The organism is Legionella sp. 16cNR16C, assembly GCF_021297775.1.
GTDB lineage: Bacteria > Pseudomonadota > Gammaproteobacteria > Legionellales > Legionellaceae > Legionella_C > Legionella_C quinlivanii_A.
The window spans coordinates 431,859-453,551 of the sequence record NZ_JAJTMX010000003.1 but is presented as its reverse complement, the minus strand read 5'-3'; the positions used below and the strand labels follow the sequence as shown (position 1 = coordinate 453,551).

Sequence of the window (21,693 nt, the reverse complement as noted above, 5' to 3'; positions counted from 1 at the left end):
CAGAACTAACCAATGGTTAATTCAGCATTCCATTGTAAAACTCGGCCCGACTCGATTTTGCCATCCAAAAATTTCAAAACCTTATCGACAATGGCGGGTTCGTCCACAAATTCGAGGACCATCGGCAAATTAAAATGCATATCCATTAATTTGGCCTCTCGCAGTTTACCCGTATGACCAAAGCCCTTCACTCCGCGAAAAATAGTGGCGCCCTTTACTTTCTGATCATGAAGATAGTTATATATCTCATTCAGCCAGGGAGAATCCTCACTAAGATAAATACGTACTACTTTAACCTGCATCAATATATTCCTCCAAGCCAGCGTCCCAAATGCATACCAAGAAAAGCCAATCCTAAAGCCAAGAAATTATTCAATACCACATTCAAACAGGCGATCCAATATTGGCTGTCCTGATAGAGCATCCAGGTTTCCCATGAAAAACTGGAAAAAGTGGTAAAGCCACCGAGAAAGCCTACCATAAAGAACAAGCGCCAGTAGTCGCTGACAGCAAATCGCTCCAACAGCAAAATCATTAAAAAGCCAGCCAGAAAGGAGCCGAAACTGTTAACAATTAATGTACCATAAGGAAAACGGGCCCCCCATAGTTTCAGAGCCAAAAGGCTTGTTCCCAAACGCGAAACAGCGCCTAATCCACCGCCTGCAGCAACCAATATGACTGACCACATATTTCACCTGATTATTAAAATCCATTTAAGTAGTTTGGCAACGGCCTAATGACATACTTAAGCACATTATCTACTTAAGCACGTCATCCACTTATGCACGTCATCCCGAACGCAGTGAGGGATCTCCCTGAACAGAGCGGTGCACTATTAACCAGATCCCTCACTACGTTCGGGATGACGTGCATAAGCAAGTGCCATTCGACCCTGGCCCAACCTATGATAATTCCGTTATCTGACAATACCTCGCGATGATTCGTTTAAAGCATCAATCATTGGTATCACCTCAGGACAATCAACCTGCATTTGTTCCAACTCGGCTACCGCTTGCTGCACTGTTAATCCTTTACGGAAAATAATTTTATAGGCTCGCCGCAAACCATCAATCGCATTGGATGAAAAACCGCGCCGACGCAATCCTACCGTGTTAATCCCACAAGCAGAGGTTGTATGTCCGGCAATCATCACATAAGGCAATACATCTTTGGTCACATAGGTAGCTCTTGCGATGAAGGCATAAGCACCGACCTGGCAGAACTGATGAACTGCTGCATAAGGACCAATTATGGCATAATCATGAACGGTCACATGGCCAGAAAGCGCTGCGTAATTGACCATAATAATCTGATTACCAATCATACAGTCATGGCCGATATGGGAATAGGCCATCAGGAAATTGCCATTGCCAATACGTGTGACACCGCCTCCTTTCACAGTTCCGCGGCTAATCATACAGTATTCGCGGATTACATTATCATCACCAATCTCCAGACGAGTCGGCTCTCCCTTGTAAGTAATATCCTGTGGCTCGTCACCTACGGAAGCAAACTGAAAAATTTTGTTGTTTTTTCCAATAGTAGTCGGTCCTTGAATTACCACATGAGGCCCAATCCATGTACCTTCGCCTATTTCAACATCGGCTCCAATAATACTGCCAGGACCTACAGAAACCCCACTCGCCAATTTGGCCGAGGGGTGAATAATTGCACCTTCATCTATCACTTTTTCACTTCCTTCGCTGCACTCATTAAATCAGCGGAGCAGGCCAGTTTGTCGCCGACAAATGCCTCGCCATGCATACGCCAAAAATCTCGTTTTTGCCCTACCAGTTTTACTTCCAAACGAAGCTGATCGCCCGGAGTCACTATCTGTTTAAACTTTGCGTTATCAATTCCGGCAAAAAAATAAATAAACTCATGTCCCTCTTTGGGGCGCCGTGAAAGGTTGGATAAAATTGCGCTAGCCTGAGCTAAAGCTTCCAACATTAACACACCCGGCATGATAGGATTACCCGGGAAATGTCCCATAAAGAATGGTTCATTAATGGTAACGTTTTTAATTGCAATCAAATAATCCAAGGACTTATACTCATGCACTCTATCCACCAGGATAAACGGATACCGATGCGGTATAAGCTCAAGAATTTTTGGTATATCTATGGCCTCACTCATGTAATATCTCTCAATCTTTGATAATGCCTTCAATTGAAACGTTTTCGCCTAATCGACTGAAACGAGTTCAATCTTCTCTCAACCGATCTTTTTCTAATCTAATAAGCCGTAAGATATAATCGTCAAGACGTTTAAATCGTGCCGCATTACGCCGCCACCGATGATGCTCACTAACCATTGTGCCCGACGAATAAATTCCCGGCTTGCTTAATGACTTGTTCACCGTTGACATACCTGTTACTACCAGGTCATCTCCCAAATGAAGATTAGCCGCTACGCTGCATGCCCCGCCAAGGATACAATGAGAACCAATTTGGGTAAATGCACCAATCACAGTGCCGGCAGCAATTGCAGTGTGCCGGCCTATGGTAACATCATGTGCGATTTGAACCAAATTATCTATTTGCACTCCACTGCCAAGCCAGGTATCTCCAACGATCCCTCTGACGATTACAGTATTTGCTCCAATAGTAACCTCATCACTTATTACTACTGAGCCTGCTGCAGATAAAGCTGACCATCGTCCTTTGACTTTATAACCATGAAATGGCTCAGCTCCTATCACTGCACCACTATCGATCATGCAATGCGACCCAATAATGACGCCCTGCTCCAAACTCACATTATTCGCTATCCGAGTATTTTCACCAATGACTACATCGGAGGCAATGGAACAATTAGCACCAATATGGACATTTTGACCCAGTTTAACATTCTCAGCAATATGACTATTTGCCTCAATTGAAACTTGTTCACCAAGCGTGACGGAGGCATGTATTACCGCATGCGGATGAATTGCAGCCAAAGGGACTTCCTTTGACTGTGCAAATAAAGCGTTTATGGCTTGTGCAGCAGCCAAGGGATCAGAGACCGCAATAGTGCTGACAGGAGAATCGGATACATCACGTGATGCTAACAATACAGCGCCCGCCTGGGTATTTTTTAACATCTGCAAGGGCAGGTGGCGATCATAGTAAGCGAGTTCAGAGGAGTTAGCTCTGACAAGAGAGGAAAACCCCTGGATGGACAAGTCGGGGTTACCGCCAATTGCTCCATCCAGGTAATCAGCCAGAAAGGCTAAGGTATAAAAAGGTTTCACGAATCAGTTGATTTGCTTCAGAACCTGATCAGTAATATCCAGTTTGTCGATGCTAAATGGAGTCGCATCTTTTTGCAGAATCAAATCATACTTTTCATTTTCAGCCACTTTACTGATTGCTTTACGGATTTTACCGTATAACTCTTCCATAGCTTCATTATGAGCAGTACTTAATTCCTGCTGGTATTGCTGACCTTCCCTTTCAAAAGTTTGTTGCTGAGAAACGATTTTTTTCTCCATATCTTTTTTCTGGGTCTGGCTCATAACAGTGCTGTCGCGTTTAAACTTTTCCATGTCTTTTTTCAGACTTTCTTCCATAGCAACCAGCTTGTCACGTCTTGGCTTGAATTCTTTTTCCAGTTTTTGCTGAATGGCTTTCATCTGACTGGAAGTTTGCATGATTTTTTGCAAATCAACCACACCAATTTTTGACCAGTCGGCAAACGCGTTAGTCATACCCAAGCTAAACAACAATGCAATAAATAACCCGCTTACACGCTTCATGTTTTTCTCCTGATTTCAAAGCCACAAATGCTAGCACAAATTCATAACACTTGCGATAAAGGGAATCAATATCTCTGATAAAAAATTTAAGCCTGTTGAGGGTATAGCCAATCTAAAAACATGGGCCCCTGAGAACAAGCCGCAGGGCCTAGGGAGCACCGCCATTAAGTTAGCTCAGTTGTATATTAAATTGTCTTCCCCGCGAAGGCGGGGATCAATCTATCAGCTAGCTATAATGCCAGTTGAGGAGTGGATTCCCGCCTTCGCGGGAAGGACATAATTCCTTAACTTAATGGCAGTGGACCTAGGGGAGATAAGCAGATACCGCGCATAAAGCGCGGTACGCTGACAAAAGGTTAAAATCCGGAGGTCAGTGAGAACTGGAAGAACTGCTGTTCGTCACCAGGCTGCATATTCAAGGGTTTCGCAATGCTAAAGGCTAATGGACCAAAAGGTGAACGCCATTCTACAGAAAGACCTGCTGAATAGCGCATTGGACCATCCCCCCAGCCAGCCAGCGCTAATGGGGTTCCACGAACAAACACATTACCGGCATCAACAAAAGCCATTGTTCGGATATTGTCGCGGCTTAAAGGATAAGGCAATGCAATACCAGCGCTGCCATTGACCAGGAAGTTCGCACCCATCGAATTACCGACGCTGTCTCTGGGCCCCAAAGTATAAGTTTGATAACCGCGTACCTGTCCAGGCTGGGCAATACCCCCGGCGTAATAGTTTTCAAAAAACGGCAGGCCCTGGTTGTTAAACCCGTTTCCGTAAGCAATATTTCCTAACAGTGAAAAGATAAAGCCATGGGTTAAGGGGTAATACCAATGTGCCGAGTAAGAGGTTTTGTAATAGTTAAGAGAATCTGAGGTTGCAGGCAAAGCAAATAACAAACTGGCCTGTTGATTCATCCCTCGCGTGGGATAGGGCATCTGATCATAGGTATTACGGCTCCAGCCCGAAGTCAGGCGGATCTCATTGAAGCTTCGTCCGTAGATATTGACAAAGTTCTGGATCTGCTGAGAAGTACCCACCGATTTAATAAATAAATTCTGGAAACCATAGCCAAACTGCACACTGCTGTTTTCACTCAGCAGCACATTATAATTGATATCTCCACCTACACGATCTGAGGTGTAGGCACTAATATCGAGTTTGCCGGGGTCAACTGTCTGATAGTAAATATTAACTCCACGACCGACACCGGTATTGGTATAGAATGGATTGTAGTAGCTCAGGTTATAATCCTGGCCGTAATAACTTGCATTAAACGAAAAGCCTACTGAACGCCCTGTTCCCATAAAGTTATGCTGATTCACCGAGGCATTAAATTGCGGACCATTAGTACCATAACCCAGGGAAGCAGTCGCCTCAGCTGAAGGGGCCTCCTCCATCTGCACATCCAGATCGACCTGGTTGTTAGTGCCCGGAACAGGATTGGTTTTGATATTGATATCTTTTAAATAACTTAATAATCTCAGCTGCCGCTCAGACTCTTTAATATTATGTAAGGAGAGCAAGCCGCCTTCATTCTGACGAATCATGCTTCTTAATACGTAATCACCGGTTTTGGTATTACCATGAAAATTAATCCGCCGAACGTATACATGACGGCCAGGCTCAATCACAAAGGTAATAAAGACCGTTTTGTCATTTTCATCAATTCGCGGCTCGGCATTGATGGCCGGAAACCCATAGCCAATATCTCCCAGTGCCAGGCCAATGGCAGAAATACTTTCAGTTACTTTTTTTCTTGAAAATACATCGCCCTGCTTCACTTGAACTAAAGTATCAATTTTCTCTTTCGGCAATATGGTTTTACCGGCCAATGCATAGCCAGCGAAGCGGTATTGCGGACCTTCTTCAACGTGAATATTGATGTAGACATCTTTTTTATCGGGCGAGAGCAATACCTGGGAGGAGACCACATTAAACTTAAGATATCCTCTATCCAGATAAAATGAACGGATAGACTCAAGCGACGCATCCATTGCTGCTTTAGAGTACTGATCTTTTTTACTAAAGTAAGTAAAGAGATTACTGGTGGACAGCGACATTTCAGAAAGTAATTCGTTATCCGAAAAGTCATGATTGCCAATAAAGCGAATTTCTTTAATACGGGATACCCGTCCTTCAGAAACCGTCACGTTGATGGCCACCCGGTTTTCAGTCAGCTGGGTCACTTGGGATTCAATACGGGCATTATATCTGCCGCGGCCGTTGTAAGCCTGTTTTAATTCTTTTTCCAATCGCTCTAATGAAGAACGTTGGAATACTCTACCCTTAGCCAATCCCATTTGCTTAAGCAGTTCTTTCATTTTATCGCTGGGGATTTCGGAATTACCAGTAACGGTAATCGAACCGATAGTGGCACGCTCAACGACATTGACAATCAGGGTATTTCCCTGACGTTCCAGTGATACTGATTGAAAAAACCCGGTATCGTATAAAGCGCGAATAATTTCTCCAGTAGAAGAAGCATCCACTTCTTCACCCACCTGTACTGGTAAATAATTGAGTACTGTACCCACACTCACACGTTGTAAACCAACAACCTTAATATCTCTTACGATAAATCCACCGGCCGCATGCAGTTGTATCGAAAGCGTAAGCATCGCGGAACAACAAACACCTAATACTAATTTTTTACTGACTTTATTCATTATTATTCTACGTCCAGTACTGCTTAAAATTTTGCCGACCAATCTTTTTTTATCGGCAGGCTTGGAGAAAAACAATTGCACCCTTTTATCGGAACTGATCTATCCTGTCAAGGATTGCTTGTTATCCGCAGGAGCTACAACTAATATGATCTTGTCATAAACAGGGGGCTATTTTAACCTGTCAGGCGGGAGAGATCATTAGTTAACGCTAAAAACATTAATGTTACCAAAAAGGCTAAACCGATATATAAGCCAATTGTTCTAAATTCATCGGACAAGGGTTTTCGTCTAATCAGTTCGATCAAATAAAACAGCAAATGTCCGCCATCGAGCATAGGAACTGGCAAAAGATTCAATACTCCGAGGCTTATACTGACCAATGCCAGGAAAGAAAGATAATAGGCAATGCCGCTTCGACCCGACTCACCTGCCCCCTGGGCAATTCCTACAGGACCGCTTAAAGTATCTAATCCCAGCTGTCCGGTTATAAAGCGCCCGATTAGCGAAAAAGTCGCCCCAGTAAGTTCGACCGTTTGCTGCATGGCAATTTTAAGAGCCGGAAGAGGAGCCTCTCTTTGCAGACGCAACCATTGATTTGGCCAATTTACTTTTTCCGATTTAACTCCTAAAAATCCGGAAACTTGCCCATCGGTTTCTTTTGCACCAATTGTCACAGGAACTTCCAGTAATTTTCCATTTCTAAGTACGGATAAATGTATTACCTGATTAGGATGTTCTTTTACAAAATCTACCAGGAACAACCAGTCGCTCAATTTCTGCTTATCCATCATTTCGATGCGATCCCCTACCAGAAGACCCGCCTGGTAGGCAGGAGAGCCACTCATCACCTCACCCACTATGGGTGGGATCGAGGGTATAAAAGGCACAATACCAAGACTACCCAACAGGTCCGGTTTCCTGGGATTGATTTCCCAGTTTTTGAGGGAGAGCCACAGCGTTTTATGCTCACCATTGACCATTGACTTTACAGTCAGGGATACTTTCTCATCACTTCCAACCAGGGGCATGAAGGCATACTGGAAATCTCGCCAGCTGCTGATTTTTCGATCCTCCATCGCCACGATTTCCTGTTTTGCAGTCAGGCCGGCATAAGCAGCAGGAGTTCCCGGTTTAATTTCATCAATCATCGGAGCAAGCGATTTAATTCCGATGATTAGAACAAGCCACAAGCAGACAAATGCAAATAGTAAATTAAAAGCGGGGCCGGCAACGACAATAGCAATACGCTGCCAAACCGGCTTGTTATTGAACGCCAGATGTTTTTCTTCGGGAGAAACCTCTCCTTCACTTTCATCGAGCATTTTGACATAGCCGCCCAGCGGAAGGAGCGACCAGGCGTATTCCGTACCCTTTCGATCATGCCATCTGGCAATCACTTTTCCAAAACCGAAGGAAAAACGCAGTACTTTGACCCCACACAAACGGGCAACCCAGAAGTGACCAAATTCGTGAATGGTTATCAGCAGAAAAAGAGCAAGAAAAAAATAAAGCAGCGTTAATATCATGGCATTATCCAGACATCCAGAACCAACCGTAAAAAAATGGCGCTGCGGCAATCATACTGTCCAGGCGATCCAGAATACCGCCATGTCCTGGTATTAAGTGGCCAGTATCCTTAATCTGTACACGTCTTTTAAACATACTGATAATCAAATCGCCAACCAGCGAAATCAGAATAACGGACAGTGCCATAAGAAACCACCTGGTCACACTGTCTGGTTTAAAATAAGAATAACCTGCTACTGCAACTGCCAGAGCCAAACCCAATCCTCCGCAGAGCCCCTCGTAGGATTTACCGGGACTTACTGCAGGAATTAATTTATGTCGTCCCCATTGCTTTCCAGCCATGTATGCGCCGATATCCGCCCCCCAGATCAGCAGGAGAAGATAAACGGCCAGTGCTTTTCCCTGAGGAAGAGCAAACACATTAATCATGCTTTGGCCAAACAAAGGTAATAATAGTATAGCTGAAAATGCGATAATGCCCGGCTTTCCCCAATAAGCCTGCGAGCGAGGAAATCCGACTAAGGCAGCGATAACCAGCAGCCAGGCCAATAACCCGGGAATAAGCCAGATTTCATAAAAGAAATAACATAAAATGGAAGCAACAATTAAACTGGCCATAAATACCAGTTTCAAAGGAAACCTGGTAATTGGTACCAATTGCAGCCATTCAAATCCACAGGCCAGTACCAGCAAGAAGATAACGGCAGCAAAAAACCAGTAATTCGCGTAATACATGCCCAGTAAAACCAGAGGAGCCATTACCAGTATAGTTAATAAACGCTGTATAAACATTAGACGCTCCCTCTGATTTGTTCTGAGGTTTTCCCGTAGCGTCTTTGCCTTTGGCTAAAGCTCTCAATTGCTTTTTCAAATTCGACACTGGAAAATTCGGGCCAGGAAACAGGTGCAAAATAAAGCTCGGTGTAGGCTATCTGCCAAAGAAAAAAATTACTGATTCGATGCTCGCCGCTGGTTCTTATGAATAAATCAGGATCAGGAATTTTGCCGGTATTCAGATAATCGGCGACCAGAACTTCATTAATGGCTTCCAGGTTAATTTTTCCACAGGAAACATCTCTTGCTATAGATTGTACTGCCTGAACAACATCCCAGCGCCCACCATAATTAACAGCGATATTCAGGAGCAATTTGCTATTGTTTGCGGTTAGCTCTTCCGCTTTTTTCATCTCCTCGCATAAAGCGGCAGACAAATATCCCCTGTCACCTAAAAAATTGAGGCGAATCCCGTTCTGGTGCAATTCATTCACCTCTTTATTCAGAGCATTCATAAATAATTGCATCAGAAACTCAATCTCTGGCTCTGGACGTGACCAGTTCTCACTGCTAAAGGCAAACAGACTTAAAACCGAAACCCCCTTTTCAAGGCAGCATTTAATTACAGTTTTGACGCTATCTACTCCAGCACGGTGCCCTTCAACGCGATGCATGCCGCGTTGCTGCGCCCATCGCCCATTGCCATCCATTACGATAGCTATATGCTGAGGTACCTTATTATTCAAGCTTACTCACCTTAATATCGCAGAAACAAGAATTACAATGGCCGATAGTCTAACTGCTTTATTAAAAAATATTAAGCCCTTTGGTGAATATGATGACAGCTAAGGAAAGCAGGCACCTGACAGATTGAGCCACACTGGGGGCACTGAAAATGAAGTTATGGTAAGGGCTGGTAAAATTCAGTGTCCTTTTATAAACTGACCCGCATGAAAAACAACGGAGCTTCATTAATGAATAAAACAATAGCCGTCCTCTTGGGCACAGGCCTTGGTCTGACGTCAACAGTATCGCTTGCCGATGCCTTCCAGACTACTTCATTGCCTCAGGGTTATAAAAACACCTTGGTTGCTGATACATCAACACCCAGCAGCGACAGCAGTACGCAAACTCAAACCGATGATGGAAAAGACGATAAAAAAGGCGAAGGAAAATGCGCTGCCGGCAAATGCGGAGCGGGTAAATGCGGTTCTTCTAACTAATTATTTGCTGAAGATCCATGCCAAGCGTTTCAAAACCAATAGCTGGTACGGGGCTGGGATTACGGACCGGCTTTTTAAAGGAATTGATTAATAACTCAGATATCGCCTTTAATTTCCTCGAACTGGCCCCCGAAAACTGGCTGGGAATTGGCGGATGGCGTGCCCGTGCACTAAGCACAATCCGCGAACGATTTCCGCTTAGCGCACATGGTTTAGGACTGTCTATTGGCGGCATCAATCCTGTCGATACTCAGTTCCTGGATCAGCTGATGCTGTTTTTTAAACAGTATGACATTAAGCAATATACCGAACATCTGAGTTATTGCAGCGATGATCGAGGTTATCTTTATGAGCTATTGCCATTGCCTTTCACCGAGGAAGCCGTAAAGCATGTGAGTGCCAGAATTCGCTTTGTCCAGGATTATCTGGGAATGCGCATTGCCTTTGAGAATTCAAGCTATTACTACTGCCCTGCTCAGGAGATGTCAGAAATAGACTTCATTAACGCGGTACTTGCAGAAGCAGACTGCGACCTCTTGCTGGATATCAACAATCTTTATGTGAATAGCATCAACCATCAATATGAGGCAAAAGAGTTTATCATCAAGCTGCCTGCCCATAAAATTCAACTTGTTCATGTGGCAGGTCATGAGCCTGTTGATGATGATATAATTCTCGACACGCACGGCAGCCCGGTTTGCCCGCAAGTATGGGAGCTTTTACTGTTCCTGTATCAGCAGAAAGGCATTCTACCCACCTTGCTGGAACGCGATCAGAATATTCCTGAGTGGTCTGAATTGATGCGTGAAACGAGAGCAATCCAGCAATTGCAGAGCAATATATGAGCAATTCAATAAAAATCCTGCAAACAACATTTACCAGGTCTTTGCGCGATTCAGAAAAATTAGCCGCCACTTCGAGAATAAAGCTCTACCAGAATCTTGTTTATTCAAGCTTTAATGATTTGATTAAGCCTTGTTTCCCAGTGTTAAGATTCATTATTTCGGTTTCAGTTTGGGAAGAGCTAATTCGCGATTTCATCCAAAACCACCCAGTTTCTACCCCTTTGTTTTATCAAATTCCAGGTGAATTTGTACGCTTTCTTCAGGATAACCCAAATCTCTCCAGGCACACTCCTTTTCTGGCGGATTTAGCGCATTATGAATGGATGGAGCTGGTGATTGAACTGGCTGTGGATGAACCGGAACAAATGCCTGCTACGGCAGTGCCCTCTTTGAACAGTGTTTTTAGATTGAGCGCAACCGCAGCCATGCACCATTACCACTACCCGGTTGAACAAATCAGCGAGAATTACTTACCGCTGCAACCAGAGGACTCTTTTCTGATTATCTGGAGAGACGCCAGTGACAAGGTGGAATTTATGAAAATCAGCGCCTTTGTTTATAACCTGCTAAATCATATGACAGAGAATAAGGCATCAGCCCACAACACACTTGATCTGGAAAATCATCCACAAAGAGAAGAGCTGGCTTCTCTTTGCGAAAAACTGTTAAACGAACTGATAGATAAAAACATCCTGCTCCCAGTGAATTAACTCTACTCTCCATTTTGTAGTTTTACCAAGAACTCAAAGTATAAGATCTTTGCCACCTTTTTACAGGTCATCTGCTACCTACTAAATGCAATTAAATAAATTTCAAAAAAAGCCGATATGGTTTTTAAGAAATTTATTTTGAAGTTAATGAAAGCCATTTTTCAAAATGAAAGGATATTAAGTGTGAATAGAAAAGTCATTGCTCATGTGAGGTCCTACGATTCAAAAGAGCAATCTCTTGAGGTGCACTTAAGGGAAGTTGAAGAAATATCTGGAAAGCTTGCTTCCAAAATTGGACTAAAAGATGCTGGACGGCTTATCGGATTAATGCATGATTTTGGCAAATACAGCTCGCAGTTTCAAACTTATATCCAGTCAGCAACAGGAATATTGAATCCTGACATTGACGATGATTATGTCGATGCGGTTTCTTTAAAGGGTAAAATTGATCATTCAAGCGCAGGCGCCCAATGGATATGGGAACGATTGGAGAAATATGGCTCAAGAGGGCAAGGCAGACTCTGCGGACAAATTCTTTCGCTTTGTATTGCCTCACATCACAGTGGTCTTATAGATTGTTTGAAGCCTGATGGTGAGCAAGGGTTCTTGAATCGAATGTCTAAAGACGACGGTAGTACCCATCTTAAAGAATGTAGAACCAGCGCTAACCCGGATATCATCGCTACCGCAGAGAATTTAGCCAGTGTTAACCTGATACAAGCGATGTTAAAACAAATAAATCAATTTTTTCTGGACCAACAACACGGCCAAATTATTTCCCAAAAAATTAAATCCTATTACTTAGGCTTTTGGACAAAAATTCTTTTCAGCTGCCTAATCGACGCAGATAGAATAAGTAGCGCTGATTTCGAGAATCCCCGTTTTATCAAGGAAAGAATAAAGCACCATCACGATTGGCAAACCGCTATTAGCCGCTTTGAATCTTTTACCCAGAATCTCTGCATTCGGAATCGGATTGATGAAATCCGAAAAGAGGTATCAAGTCAATGTCACCTTGCCTCATCCAAGCCCCAAGGGATTTTTAGCCTTACTGTGCCGACAGGTGGCGGGAAAACCTATGCCAGCTTGAGATTTGCTCTGCATCATGCTGCAAAGCATAAACTGGATCGAATTATTTACGTCATCCCTTATACCTCTATCATCGAGCAAAATGCCGAGGCAGTCCGTTTAATTCTCGAAAACAAGAATGACCCCTCCCCCTGGGTACTGGAACATCACTCTAATCTTGAACCAGAACAACAAACATGGCGTAGTAAATTAATGGCTGATAACTGGGATTCGCCTATCATTTTTACAACAATGGTTCAGTTCTTAGAGACTTTATTCAGTGGCGGAACAAGAGGGGCCAGACGTTTACACCAGTTAATTAACAGCGTCATTATTTTTGACGAAATTCAAACATTACCTATTAACTGCATTCATTTATTTTGTAATTCGATTAATTACCTGGCTGCATATGGCAAAGCATCGATTTTGTTATGTACCGCTACTCAACCTTTACTCAACAAACTTAAAAACCCCGAAAATGGACAATTACATATTCCTCCTGGAAATGAAATTATTAACAATAAAACACAACTTTTTAAAAATTTAAAACGTGTAGATATAAAAAACAAAATAAAACCAGGAGGATGGAGTGCTGATGAAATTCTTAAATTGATGTTGAAGGAGCACTCCGATAAAGGAAATTGTCTGGTCATTGTTAATACAAAAGCCTGGGCTCAAAAATTAACTGAACTTGCTGCTTCTTTTCTAGATGAAAATATAGTCTTTCATTTAAGTACCAATCAGTGTTCAGCTCATCGAAAAAAATTCATCCGCATCATTAAGGAAAGACTGAAAAATAATTTGCCGGTTTTATGTATCAGTACCCAACTGATTGAGGCGGGAGTTGATATAGATTTTGCAAGCGTAATCCGTTTTCTTGCTGGTCTGGATTCTATTGTTCAAGCCACTGGACGCTGCAATCGAAATGGGTATTTAAATGAAGCCGTCGTGCACGTTATTAACCCAAACGAAGAAAATATTGAGATGCTGGCAGACATTAAGGAGGGAAGAGACATTGCGCGCAGAGTGCTTAGCGAAGATCCTGAAGGGGATCCGCTCGCTCCCGATAAGATGGAAAAATATTTCCATTACTATTTCTACGCCAGAGCTCATGAGATGACCTATAAACTCTCTCAGGAAACAGGTCGAACTGATAATTTATTAAATTTATTAAGTGATAACACGCTTAACCCTGTTATTGAAAGAGGCACATTTATGTTACGCCAGTCCTTTATGACTGCTGGCCGTGCTTTCAAAGCAATCGACGCCCCTACTCATTCAGTGATCGTACCTTTCGAGGAAGGTGATGAACTTATTACAAAACTATGCGCTGTAGCAAAGGACTTTGATGCCGCTCAATATTATAAATTATTGCGTGCAGCACAAAGGTACAGTGTTAATGTTTTCCCACAGGTATGGAGAAGGTTGGCTGAGCAAAATGCTATCTATGAAATACAGGCTGGGGAAGGAATTTATTATTTAGATAAACGGTTTTACAGTGAGAAATTTGGTTTATCCACTGAAGTCATAAACCCGGAACAAATCATGGTGTATTAAGGAGAATCCCATGCAAAACCGTATTGCTTTTAAATTGTGGGGAAGATATGCACTTTTTACAGATCCTATTACTCGGGTTGGGGGAGAGAAATGCTCCTATCATCTTCCAACCTATGAAGCCATTAAAGGAGTTCTTAAATCCATTTATTGGAAGCCAACACTGATTTGGTATGTTGACAAGCTTAGAATTATGAAACCACTGCAAACACAAACTAAAGGGATTAAACCCTTGGTTTGGAGCGGTGGAAACTCATTGGCCATTTACAACTTTCTTCACCAGGTTGAATACCAGATAGAAGCCCATTTTGAATGGAATATGCACAGGCCCTCTTTAGCCCACGATAGAATTGAAGGGAAACATTTTAACATTGCACAACGTATGTTAGCGAAAGGTGGACGACAGGATATATTCCTGGGAACTCGTGATTGTCCAGGCTATGTTGAACCCTGCGTATTTGGCGAAAATGAAAGCCCTTTCGATAATATTAATGAGCTTGGTTTCGGCTTGATGTTTCATGGCTTTGACTATCCAGATGAGACAGGATCTGATGAGTTGCATAGCAGGTTTTGGCATCCGGTATTGAGAAAAGGGATTTTAGAATTTCCGAGACCTGAACAATGCTGTATTCGTAAATTCGTTCGTACCATGAAAGCCAAAGAATTCTTACCCGGAGAGAATTTTTCATTAGCTAATGAAGAGGAATCATAATTATGAGCTGGATGGCGCGTCTGTACGAAACCTATAAACAGGGAATACTCCTTAATCTTATTGATAAACCAATACCTATCTGTCACACACCTCAAAATGCACATATTAATATTGTTATTGATGATCAGGGTAACTTTAAGCATGCCCAGGTTTTAGAAAAAACAACAATTATTTTGCCTGCTACCGAAAAGTCGGCGGGGAGAAGCAGCGGTATTGCACCCCACCCCCTTGCTGACAAATTGAAATATGTAGCAAAAGATTATTCAGATTTCACAGGTATAGACCCTGACTTTTTTGATCAATATGAAAATCAATTAAAACAGTGGTGTGAATCTTCTTTTTCGCATCCTAAGGCTCAGGCAGTCTATCAATATATAAAAAAAGGACAGGTCATAAAAGATTTGATTGAGGCGCAGGTTTTGCTTCTTGATCAGAATAATTGTCTGATGGAAGCATGGCCAAAAGAAAACAAAGAGATATCAACGCCTAAAATATTTAAGGTGCTTCCTACACAGGCTGGCAAAACAGACCTGGGATCGGCACTAGTCTGTTGGACTGTAGAAAAGGAAGGAGATTGTAATTCAAATACCTGGACAGATGAGAGTCTCCAAGAAAGCTGGATTTCATTTTGTTCGCTTGCGGAATGTAGCAAGGGCGTTTGTTATATCACTGGTGAGGTAAAAGCTCTGGCGATAAATCATCCGGCTAAATTAAGAAATACCGGAGATAAGGCTAAATTAATATCTGCGAATGATTCTACAGGTTATACCTATCGAGGTCGGTTCATCAATGAACAGGAAGCCAGTGGAATCAGTTTTGAGGTGACACAAAAAGCACATAATGCTTTACGCTGGCTCATATCTCGACAAGGTCAAAAAAATGATAATCAAGTCTTTGTCGCATGGGCAATATCAGGCAATTCTATCCCAGCTCCTTTTCAAGGAACTTATGAATTAATGCCAGATGATCTGGAAGATCTACAGCCTGTTGAGACGCTCGAAGAAAATGAGGGCAAGTTAGATCCAGGCTCAGATCTAGGCCAGTTATTTGCATTAAAACTTCGACAAAAAATGAGAGGCTATAGTGCAAAGTTAGGTGATTCAGAAAGCATAATCATCCTTGGAATGAATTCTGCAACCCCTGGACGGATGAGTATCACTTATTACAGAGAATATTTGGCTCAGGAATTTATCAATAATATTGAATCCTGGCACCTGGATTTTGCGTGGTACCAACGGCACTCCATATCGACAGAGCAAAAGGCACATAAAAATAAAGTGATCTGGCCAATATGCGTTCCATCGCCCAAGACGATTTTTGAATCCTTATTCGGAAAAACAGAAAGCAAGAGTCTGATGAGCTTAAAGCATAATTTTTATGATCGCATTTTACCCTGCATTATCGAACGTCATCCTCTTCCTATCGATCTGGTAAAAATAAGCATTCAACGGGCCTGTAATCCATTCGGCCTTGACTATTGGCAATGGGAACGAAATCTGGGCGTTGCTTGTGCTTTGTATCGAGGTTTTTGCAAACGCCACCCCGTAATAAACCAAAGGAGGATTTACTCGATGTCATTAGAAAAAAATAACCGATCAAGGGATTATTTGTACGGACGATTATTAGCTGTTGCTGAGCGAATTGAACAAATGGCTCTTCATGTTGCTAATGAAGACCGTTTAACAACAGCCCATCGCCTGATGCAAAGATTTGCTGACAGACCATTTACCACCTGGAGAAATATTGAGTTGTCTTTAAGACCCTACATTCAAAGATTAAATAATAGCCGGGCTGGGTTCTTAATCAACCAATTAAAAGAATTGGATGAAATTATGAATTTATTCGAGAACAAAGATTTCAATAGTGATAAGAAACTCAGTGGAGAGTTTTTATTAGCTTACCACTGCCAAAGGCTGGCTTTTCATCATAAAACGAATGCTGAAATTAACTGAGGAAATTGATATGAGTCTGGAAAATAAGATTGATATGGCTATGATTATACGAGTTAAAAATGCAAACCCGAATGGTGATCCTCTGAATGGGAACCGACCTCGGACAGATTACGATGGTTTTGGTGAGATTACTGATGTTTGCCTAAAACGAAAACTACGGGATCGCTTACAGGAAGCAGGCCATTCGATTTTTGTTCAGTCAGATGATCGCAAAACCGATTCCATGCCTAGCCTGAAAGCTCGTGCTGAATCGGAGGAATACGGCTTAGGCAAAGAAGCATTTCACCCGAAGAAGACAAGCAAAGACAAAACAGTGAAACTGGCATGCCAAAAGTGGATAGATGTTCGCGCCTTCGGCCAAGTGTTTGCTTTTGGTAAAACAGAAGATGATGCTGCAGGAGTATCCATTGCTATCAGAGGCCCTGTAACTATTCAATCAGCTTTTAGCGTTGAACCGATCAGTATTACCAGCACCCAAATAACAAAAAGCGTTAATAGTGAAGGCGATGGATCCAAAAAAGGCTCTGACACTATGGGAACCAAACACCGTGTGGATAAGGCAATCTATGTGGTTTACGGTGCTATAACCCCCCAACTTGCGGAGCGTACTGGCTTTTCTAATGAAGATGCGGAGATCATTAAATCATTACTACCCAAACTTTTTGAAGGTGACGCTTCAACAGCGAGACCAGAGGGCTCTATTGCAGTAGAAAATGTGTTTTGGTGGAAGCATAATTCCAAATCCGGGCAATATTCTTCTGCGAAAGTACACAATACTTTGAAAGTCTATAATGATGGGAGCTATGACAAAGATCGTCTTTATTCTCTAGCAGATTTAAGACCTGAAATCATTAGCGGATTTTAAAATGGATGAACGGCGCCTGATTCCACTATCAGCTTTACAACATTACGCCTTTTGTCCTCGGCAATGTGCCTTGATACATAATGAACAGATATGGTCTGAAAATTCCCTGACATCCGAGGGCCAACTGTTACATGAAAAAGTTGACACAGGATTATATGAATCTCGAAAAGGGGTGCGATATGAAAGAGGGGTTTTAGTCTGTGGAGAGCAACTTGGGTTAACTGGAAAACTGGATCTCGTTGAAATAGATCTCTCCACAGGACAATACAGGCCAGTCGAATATAAGCGAGGCCGTTCAAAGAAAGATAATTGGGATCAAATTCAACTTTGTGCTCAAGCACTATGCCTGGAAGAAATGTTAGCCATTACCATAGACAGTGGAGCACTTTGGTATTGGCAAACTCGTCGACGTGAGATTGTAATTTTCGATGATTCACTACGCCAACAAACTATATCCATTATTGCAAAAGTCAGAGAACTCTTCGATTCCTTGACGACTCCAAAGGCGATTTATACCGCAAAATGCAAATCGTGCTCATTATATGAACTTTGTAACCCCAGGTTAACTGAGAAAGATACCAGTGCTACTTACATGGAAAAGCTATTTTTGGAGGAGAAAAAATCTTGAGAAAACTTCAAAATTGCCTTTATATCACTACACAAGGAACTTATATTCATAAGGAGCGCGAAACAATTCTTATTGAATGTAACAGAAAGAAGTTATTACAAATTCCAGTACACTCTATTTCAGGGTTGTTTTGCTTTGGCAATGTTCTTTTATCCCCAGCGGTAATGGGTTTCTGTGGTGAAAATAATATTCATTTAGCTTTTTTCACTGAACATGGCCGCTTTCTCGGTCGATTGCATGGTGTACAAACCGGTAACGTATTGCTAAGACGAGCCCAATACCATGCCGACGAAAATAAGGGGCTGAATATAGCTCGTGTAATTATTGGAGCAAAGATCCAGAGTAGTCGTGGAGTTTTACAGCGCTTTCAAAGAAATAACGGAAAAAACTTAAAAGTTGAAGAAGTTATTAAGTGGCTTAATCGCTCTTTGATCCAGGCTAAAACCGCAGCATCACTGGAAACCCTACGGGGCATAGAAGGAGATGCAGCAGCTAAGTACTTTTCAGTATTTGGAAACCTGGTGAAACAAGAAATGCAGGACAATTTTTTTTTCAACGGGCGTAACCGACGCCCACCTCGAGATCCCATAAACGCTATGCTTTCTTTTGTATATAGTATTGTAAGCCAAAATATCAGCGGCGCACTGGCAGGTGTTGGATTAGACCCTCAGGTTGGATTCCTGCACTCTGATCGTCCAGGCAGAGACAGTTTAGCTCAGGATTTACTTGAAGAATTCAGGGCATGGATGTGTGATCGATTGGTTTTAAGTATTATCAACCGAAAACAAGTCGCTTCAAGCGATTTTATTATTGAAAGCAGTGGCGCTATAAGGATGAAAGATGAAGTGAAAAAAATAATTCTAACCGAGCTGCAACTTCGTAAGCAGGAAACTATTAATCACCCTTTTTTAGGAGAGCCAATCGAAATAGGTCTTTTACCCCATATTCAGGCTCTTCTGCTAGCACGCCATTTAAGAGGCGATTTGGAATATTATCCACCTTTTTATGTTCGTTAGGGAGCAAAAAATGATGATACTCATTGCATATGATATATCAATTACCGATGCTCAGGGAGAAAAACGACTCAGACATGTGGCAAAGGAATGTCTGGATTATGGAGTCCGGGTTCAAAATTCTGTATTTGAATGTGAAATAGAACCTGCTCAATGGATTCATCTAAAAGCTAAACTGCTTAAAATTTACGATGAAAAATACGACAGTTTACGATTTTATAATCTTGGTGCGAATTGGAGGAAAAGAGTAGAATGTTATGGAGCAAAAAAACCACCTGATGTATTTAACAATATTTTGATAATCTGATTATCGCTAACCCTTAGTTAACATGCAAAGGCCGGGAGTTTAGCGGGTCCTTAACTTGTTGATTAATTTATGGATAAAAAATAATATAAATAGATCATTAAGGTATGTCAGATTATTAACATACCTTAGCGAAAATGCTCTGCTACATGAGGTCTGACAAGCCCTGTAAAAAGAGCAGTCGCGCCCTACGCGGGCGCGTGGATTGAAACCAATAGATTACCAAGATGATCAGGCTGGTCAATGGTCGCGCCCTACGCGGGCGCGTGGATTGAAACATGTACAGCTTAGTCTGCGTCGCCATAGGCAAAAGTCGCGCCCTACGCGGGCGCGTGGATTGAAACGCTTGTATTGCATCCGCTGCACCGCCTGCACCTTTGTCGCGCCCTACGCGGGCGCGTGGATTGAAACTTGCCAAATCTTTAGCTAATCCGTCTAGTTCTTTGGTCGCGCCCTACGCGGGCGCGTGGATTGAAACCATTTTTTATCGGGGGCGCAGTTAAAAACGGGGTTGTCGCGCCCTACGCGGGCGCGTGGATTGAAACGTTAAGAGTGGCATCAGGAGGGGATTTTAATCGAGTCGCGCCCTACGCGGGCGCGTGGATTGAAACGCTTGTATTGCATCCGCTGCACCGCCTGCGCCTTGTCGCGCCCTACGCGGGCGCGTGGATTGAAACACTTTTATTTTAATATCATTTGTAACAGATTTAAGGTCGCGCCCTACGCGGGCGCGTGGATTGAAACTCTTGTTTGAGTTTAAGTGCAAGCACTTTTCCAGGTCGCGCCCTACGCGGGCGCGTGGATTGAAACGGGTTGGGTGTGCAAAAATTAAAGGTGAGTATGGTCGCGCCCTACGCGGGCGCGTGGATTGAAACCAGATGGAGAATTTTGTAGGGTGCTGTATGAGCCGTCGCGCCCTACGCGGGCGCGTGGATTGAAACCGAAATTCAAAGTATTGATGAGTCGGTAGACGCTATTGTAGGCCAAACATTTGATGAGGGTCGCGCCCTACGCGGGCGCGTGGATTGAAACCATCAACGCTACAGGTTTTTGTGTGGGGTGTTCGTCGCGCCCTACGCGGGCGCGTGGATTGAAACGTAGTTTAAATATAGAAGATAGGTTGAAACTTGGTCGCGCCCTACGCGGGCGCGTGGATTGAAACTTTACCATCAATAATTGCTTTTAACTCTTTAGGTGTCGCGCCCTACGCGGGCGCGTGGATTGAAACATTTCTAAGCCATTTTAAATGTAATGCTAAAACTTGTCGCGCCCTACGCGGGCGCGTGGATTGAAACCGTTTGCATCTGTTATTAAATTGCCCTCATTATCGTCGCGCCCTACGCGGGCGCGTGGATTGAAACTCATGGGCATTTGTAAATATAGACTTATTTGTAATTAAGTCGCGCCCTACGCGGGCGCGTGGATTGAAACCCTTTATCGATTGCGATTGTAAAAGAGACTATCCAAGGTCGCGCCCTACGCGGGCGCGTGGATTGAAACTAAAAACTTAAGCTGTAGAACCTCTAGTATATGCGTCGCGCCCTACGCGGGCGCGTGGATTGAAACAATTTACGAAGCCTTAGCGTGGGAAATTTAAGTGTGTCGCGCCCTACGCGGGCGCGTGGATTGAAACCTTGTAAAGTCCGTAAATTAGTAGGAAAGTACAAAGTCGCGCCCTACGCGGGGCGGGGATTGAAACAACCAACCGAGTGATGATGACTTGCAGCACTCGACGTCGCGCCCCTCCGTGGGGGCGCGGATGCACTCATAACCTTCGCTAATCACCACGTGATGAAGAGAGTGCGTAGGGACGTTTATAAATTATAAGCCGAAAAGAAGGTCTGTGGAGTCTTCAAGCATTGTATGCGTTTGATATTAGATTAATTTCAGGAAGTGCAGCCCAACAGGAAGAAGTACACCACTTATGACTATTCCGATAATCACACTAAGCTTTTTGTCTAAATGGTCAAATTTCTTTTCCATTACCTTGAATTTTTCCTCTTGGACACGCAGGGCAACTTCATGTGCGATATAATTCTCTTCTGATTTTGTAAAATTACTCATCTCATACTCTTATGAGCTTAATTAATTGATGAAAGACCTTCCAGTG

Annotated in this window: 21 protein-coding genes and 1 CRISPR repeat array; of the genes, 10 read left to right on the top strand and 11 right to left on the bottom strand. The window is 42.9% G+C overall.

What is annotated here, in order from left to right; translation table 11 throughout:
* Nucleotides 1–5: 5 nt before the first annotated feature.
* The 10 genes from LXA66_RS12125 to LXA66_RS12080 all read right to left on the bottom strand — a co-directional run bounded on the left by LXA66_RS12125 (nt 6) and on the right by LXA66_RS12080 (nt 9,455).
* The gene (locus tag LXA66_RS12125; protein ID WP_233013354.1) at nt 6–302 is read right to left on the bottom strand and encodes a DUF190 domain-containing protein; all 297 of its coding nucleotides are present in this window, start codon (nt 300–302) and stop codon (nt 6–8) included.
* On the bottom strand, nt 302–688 hold the full coding sequence (gene crcB, locus LXA66_RS12120) for a fluoride efflux transporter CrcB (protein ID WP_233013353.1): 387 nt from the start codon (nt 686–688) through the stop codon (nt 302–304). Before crcB ends, LXA66_RS12125 begins: the two co-directional genes overlap by 1 nt.
* A gap of 228 nt (nt 689–916) precedes the next feature.
* Entirely contained in the window at nt 917–1,687 is a 771-nt protein-coding gene (lpxA, locus tag LXA66_RS12115; RefSeq protein WP_058508171.1) for an acyl-ACP--UDP-N-acetylglucosamine O-acyltransferase, read from the bottom strand.
* On the bottom strand, nt 1,684–2,136 hold the full coding sequence (fabZ, locus tag LXA66_RS12110) for a 3-hydroxyacyl-ACP dehydratase FabZ (RefSeq protein WP_058508172.1): 453 nt from the start codon (nt 2,134–2,136) through the stop codon (nt 1,684–1,686). Before fabZ ends, lpxA begins: the two co-directional genes overlap by 4 nt.
* Before the next feature lie 67 nt (nt 2,137–2,203).
* A complete protein-coding gene (gene lpxD, locus LXA66_RS12105; protein ID WP_233013352.1) occupies nt 2,204–3,235 on the bottom strand; it encodes a UDP-3-O-(3-hydroxymyristoyl)glucosamine N-acyltransferase in 1,032 nt (343 codons plus the stop codon).
* A gap of 3 nt (nt 3,236–3,238) precedes the next feature.
* On the bottom strand, nt 3,239–3,739 hold the full coding sequence (locus LXA66_RS12100; protein WP_058508174.1) for an OmpH family outer membrane protein: 501 nt from the start codon (nt 3,737–3,739) through the stop codon (nt 3,239–3,241).
* A gap of 356 nt (nt 3,740–4,095) precedes the next feature.
* Entirely contained in the window at nt 4,096–6,408 is a 2,313-nt protein-coding gene (gene bamA / locus LXA66_RS12095) for an outer membrane protein assembly factor BamA (RefSeq protein WP_233013351.1), read from the bottom strand.
* Between the two features lie 173 nt (nt 6,409–6,581).
* Nucleotides 6,582–7,934, bottom strand: coding sequence for an RIP metalloprotease RseP (gene rseP / locus LXA66_RS12090; RefSeq protein ID WP_233013350.1), 1,353 nt, complete (start codon nt 7,932–7,934; stop codon nt 6,582–6,584).
* A gap of 4 nt (nt 7,935–7,938) precedes the next feature.
* Nucleotides 7,939–8,727, bottom strand: coding sequence for a phosphatidate cytidylyltransferase (locus LXA66_RS12085; RefSeq protein ID WP_233013349.1), 789 nt, complete (start codon nt 8,725–8,727; stop codon nt 7,939–7,941).
* On the bottom strand, nt 8,727–9,455 hold the full coding sequence (locus LXA66_RS12080) for an isoprenyl transferase (RefSeq protein ID WP_112220417.1): 729 nt from the start codon (nt 9,453–9,455) through the stop codon (nt 8,727–8,729). The genes LXA66_RS12085 and LXA66_RS12080 overlap by 1 nt, the downstream gene beginning before the upstream one ends.
* 228 nt (nt 9,456–9,683) lie before the next feature.
* Between LXA66_RS12080 and LXA66_RS12075 the strand changes: the two genes are divergently transcribed.
* The 10 genes from LXA66_RS12075 to cas2 all read left to right on the top strand — a co-directional run bounded on the left by LXA66_RS12075 (nt 9,684) and on the right by cas2 (nt 19,586).
* Nucleotides 9,684–9,932 carry a hypothetical protein gene (locus tag LXA66_RS12075; RefSeq protein WP_133139714.1) on the top strand — a complete coding sequence of 83 codons (249 nt, stop codon included), beginning with the start codon at nt 9,684–9,686 and terminating at the stop codon, nt 9,930–9,932.
* Nucleotides 9,933–9,949: 17 nt separating this feature from the next.
* Nucleotides 9,950–10,777 carry a DUF692 domain-containing protein gene (locus LXA66_RS12070; protein WP_233013348.1) on the top strand — a complete coding sequence of 276 codons (828 nt, stop codon included), beginning with the start codon at nt 9,950–9,952 and terminating at the stop codon, nt 10,775–10,777.
* Nucleotides 10,774–11,487 (top strand): DUF2063 domain-containing protein, encoded by a 714-nt coding sequence (locus tag LXA66_RS12065; RefSeq protein ID WP_233013347.1) that lies wholly within the window; start codon nt 10,774–10,776, stop codon nt 11,485–11,487. Before LXA66_RS12070 ends, LXA66_RS12065 begins: the two co-directional genes overlap by 4 nt.
* A 183-nt stretch (nt 11,488–11,670) precedes the next feature.
* Entirely contained in the window at nt 11,671–14,112 is a 2,442-nt protein-coding gene (gene cas3 / locus LXA66_RS12060) for a CRISPR-associated helicase Cas3' (protein WP_233013346.1), read from the top strand.
* A 10-nt stretch (nt 14,113–14,122) separates the two neighbouring features.
* Complete coding sequence (gene cas5c / locus LXA66_RS12055; protein ID WP_233013345.1) at nt 14,123–14,821, top strand: type I-C CRISPR-associated protein Cas5c; 699 nt, start codon at nt 14,123–14,125, stop codon at nt 14,819–14,821.
* Nucleotides 14,822–14,823: 2 nt separating this feature from the next.
* Nucleotides 14,824–16,773, top strand: coding sequence for a type I-C CRISPR-associated protein Cas8c/Csd1 (gene cas8c, locus LXA66_RS12050; protein WP_233013344.1), 1,950 nt, complete (start codon nt 14,824–14,826; stop codon nt 16,771–16,773).
* Between the two features lie 10 nt (nt 16,774–16,783).
* Nucleotides 16,784–17,638, top strand: coding sequence for a type I-C CRISPR-associated protein Cas7/Csd2 (gene cas7c / locus LXA66_RS12045; protein ID WP_233013343.1), 855 nt, complete (start codon nt 16,784–16,786; stop codon nt 17,636–17,638).
* A 1-nt stretch (nt 17,639) separates the two neighbouring features.
* Complete coding sequence (gene cas4, locus LXA66_RS12040; RefSeq protein WP_233013342.1) at nt 17,640–18,266, top strand: CRISPR-associated protein Cas4; 627 nt, start codon at nt 17,640–17,642, stop codon at nt 18,264–18,266.
* Nucleotides 18,263–19,282: a type I-C CRISPR-associated endonuclease Cas1c gene (gene cas1c / locus LXA66_RS12035; protein WP_233013341.1), complete on the top strand. Its 1,020-nt coding sequence runs from the start codon at nt 18,263–18,265 to the stop codon at nt 19,280–19,282. The genes cas4 and cas1c overlap by 4 nt, the downstream gene beginning before the upstream one ends.
* A gap of 10 nt (nt 19,283–19,292) precedes the next feature.
* Nucleotides 19,293–19,586 carry a CRISPR-associated endonuclease Cas2 gene (gene cas2 / locus LXA66_RS12030; RefSeq protein ID WP_233013340.1) on the top strand — a complete coding sequence of 98 codons (294 nt, stop codon included), beginning with the start codon at nt 19,293–19,295 and terminating at the stop codon, nt 19,584–19,586.
* Nucleotides 19,587–19,763: 177 nt separating this feature from the next.
* Nucleotides 19,764–21,283: a CRISPR direct-repeat array (repeat unit 32 nt; unit sequence GTCGCGCCCTACGCGGGCGCGTGGATTGAAAC).
* A gap of 175 nt (nt 21,284–21,458) precedes the next feature.
* On the opposite strand, the gene LXA66_RS12025 is transcribed toward cas2, so the two are convergent.
* The gene (locus tag LXA66_RS12025) at nt 21,459–21,647 is read right to left on the bottom strand and encodes a hypothetical protein (RefSeq protein ID WP_233013339.1); all 189 of its coding nucleotides are present in this window, start codon (nt 21,645–21,647) and stop codon (nt 21,459–21,461) included.
* Between the last annotated feature and the right edge of the window lie 46 nt (nt 21,648–21,693).

Excerpts from the sequence above, each read along its gene's own strand:
- LXA66_RS12125 (WP_233013354.1), bottom strand. The coding sequence starts at position 302 with ATGCAGGTTAAAGTAGTACGTATTTATCTTAGTGAGGATTCTCCCTGG.
- crcB (WP_233013353.1), bottom strand. The coding sequence starts at position 688 with ATGTGGTCAGTCATATTGGTTGCTGCAGGCGGTGGATTAGGCGCTGTT.
- fabZ (WP_058508172.1), bottom strand. The coding sequence starts at position 2,136 with ATGAGTGAGGCCATAGATATACCAAAAATTCTTGAGCTTATACCGCAT.
- LXA66_RS12100 (WP_058508174.1), bottom strand. The coding sequence starts at position 3,739 with ATGAAGCGTGTAAGCGGGTTATTTATTGCATTGTTGTTTAGCTTGGGT.
- bamA (WP_233013351.1), bottom strand. The coding sequence starts at position 6,408 with ATGAATAAAGTCAGTAAAAAATTAGTATTAGGTGTTTGTTGTTCCGCG.
- rseP (WP_233013350.1), bottom strand. The coding sequence starts at position 7,934 with ATGATATTAACGCTGCTTTATTTTTTTCTTGCTCTTTTTCTGCTGATA.
- LXA66_RS12085 (WP_233013349.1), bottom strand. The coding sequence starts at position 8,727 with ATGTTTATACAGCGTTTATTAACTATACTGGTAATGGCTCCTCTGGTT.
- LXA66_RS12075 (WP_133139714.1), top strand. The coding sequence starts at position 9,684 with ATGAATAAAACAATAGCCGTCCTCTTGGGCACAGGCCTTGGTCTGACG.
- LXA66_RS12070 (WP_233013348.1), top strand. The coding sequence starts at position 9,950 with ATGCCAAGCGTTTCAAAACCAATAGCTGGTACGGGGCTGGGATTACGG.
- LXA66_RS12065 (WP_233013347.1), top strand. The coding sequence starts at position 10,774 with ATGAGCAATTCAATAAAAATCCTGCAAACAACATTTACCAGGTCTTTG.
- cas5c (WP_233013345.1), top strand. The coding sequence starts at position 14,123 with ATGCAAAACCGTATTGCTTTTAAATTGTGGGGAAGATATGCACTTTTT.
- cas8c (WP_233013344.1), top strand. The coding sequence starts at position 14,824 with ATGAGCTGGATGGCGCGTCTGTACGAAACCTATAAACAGGGAATACTC.
- cas7c (WP_233013343.1), top strand. The coding sequence starts at position 16,784 with ATGAGTCTGGAAAATAAGATTGATATGGCTATGATTATACGAGTTAAA.
- cas4 (WP_233013342.1), top strand. The coding sequence starts at position 17,640 with ATGGATGAACGGCGCCTGATTCCACTATCAGCTTTACAACATTACGCC.
- cas2 (WP_233013340.1), top strand. The coding sequence starts at position 19,293 with ATGATGATACTCATTGCATATGATATATCAATTACCGATGCTCAGGGA.
- LXA66_RS12025 (WP_233013339.1), bottom strand. The coding sequence starts at position 21,647 with ATGAGTAATTTTACAAAATCAGAAGAGAATTATATCGCACATGAAGTT.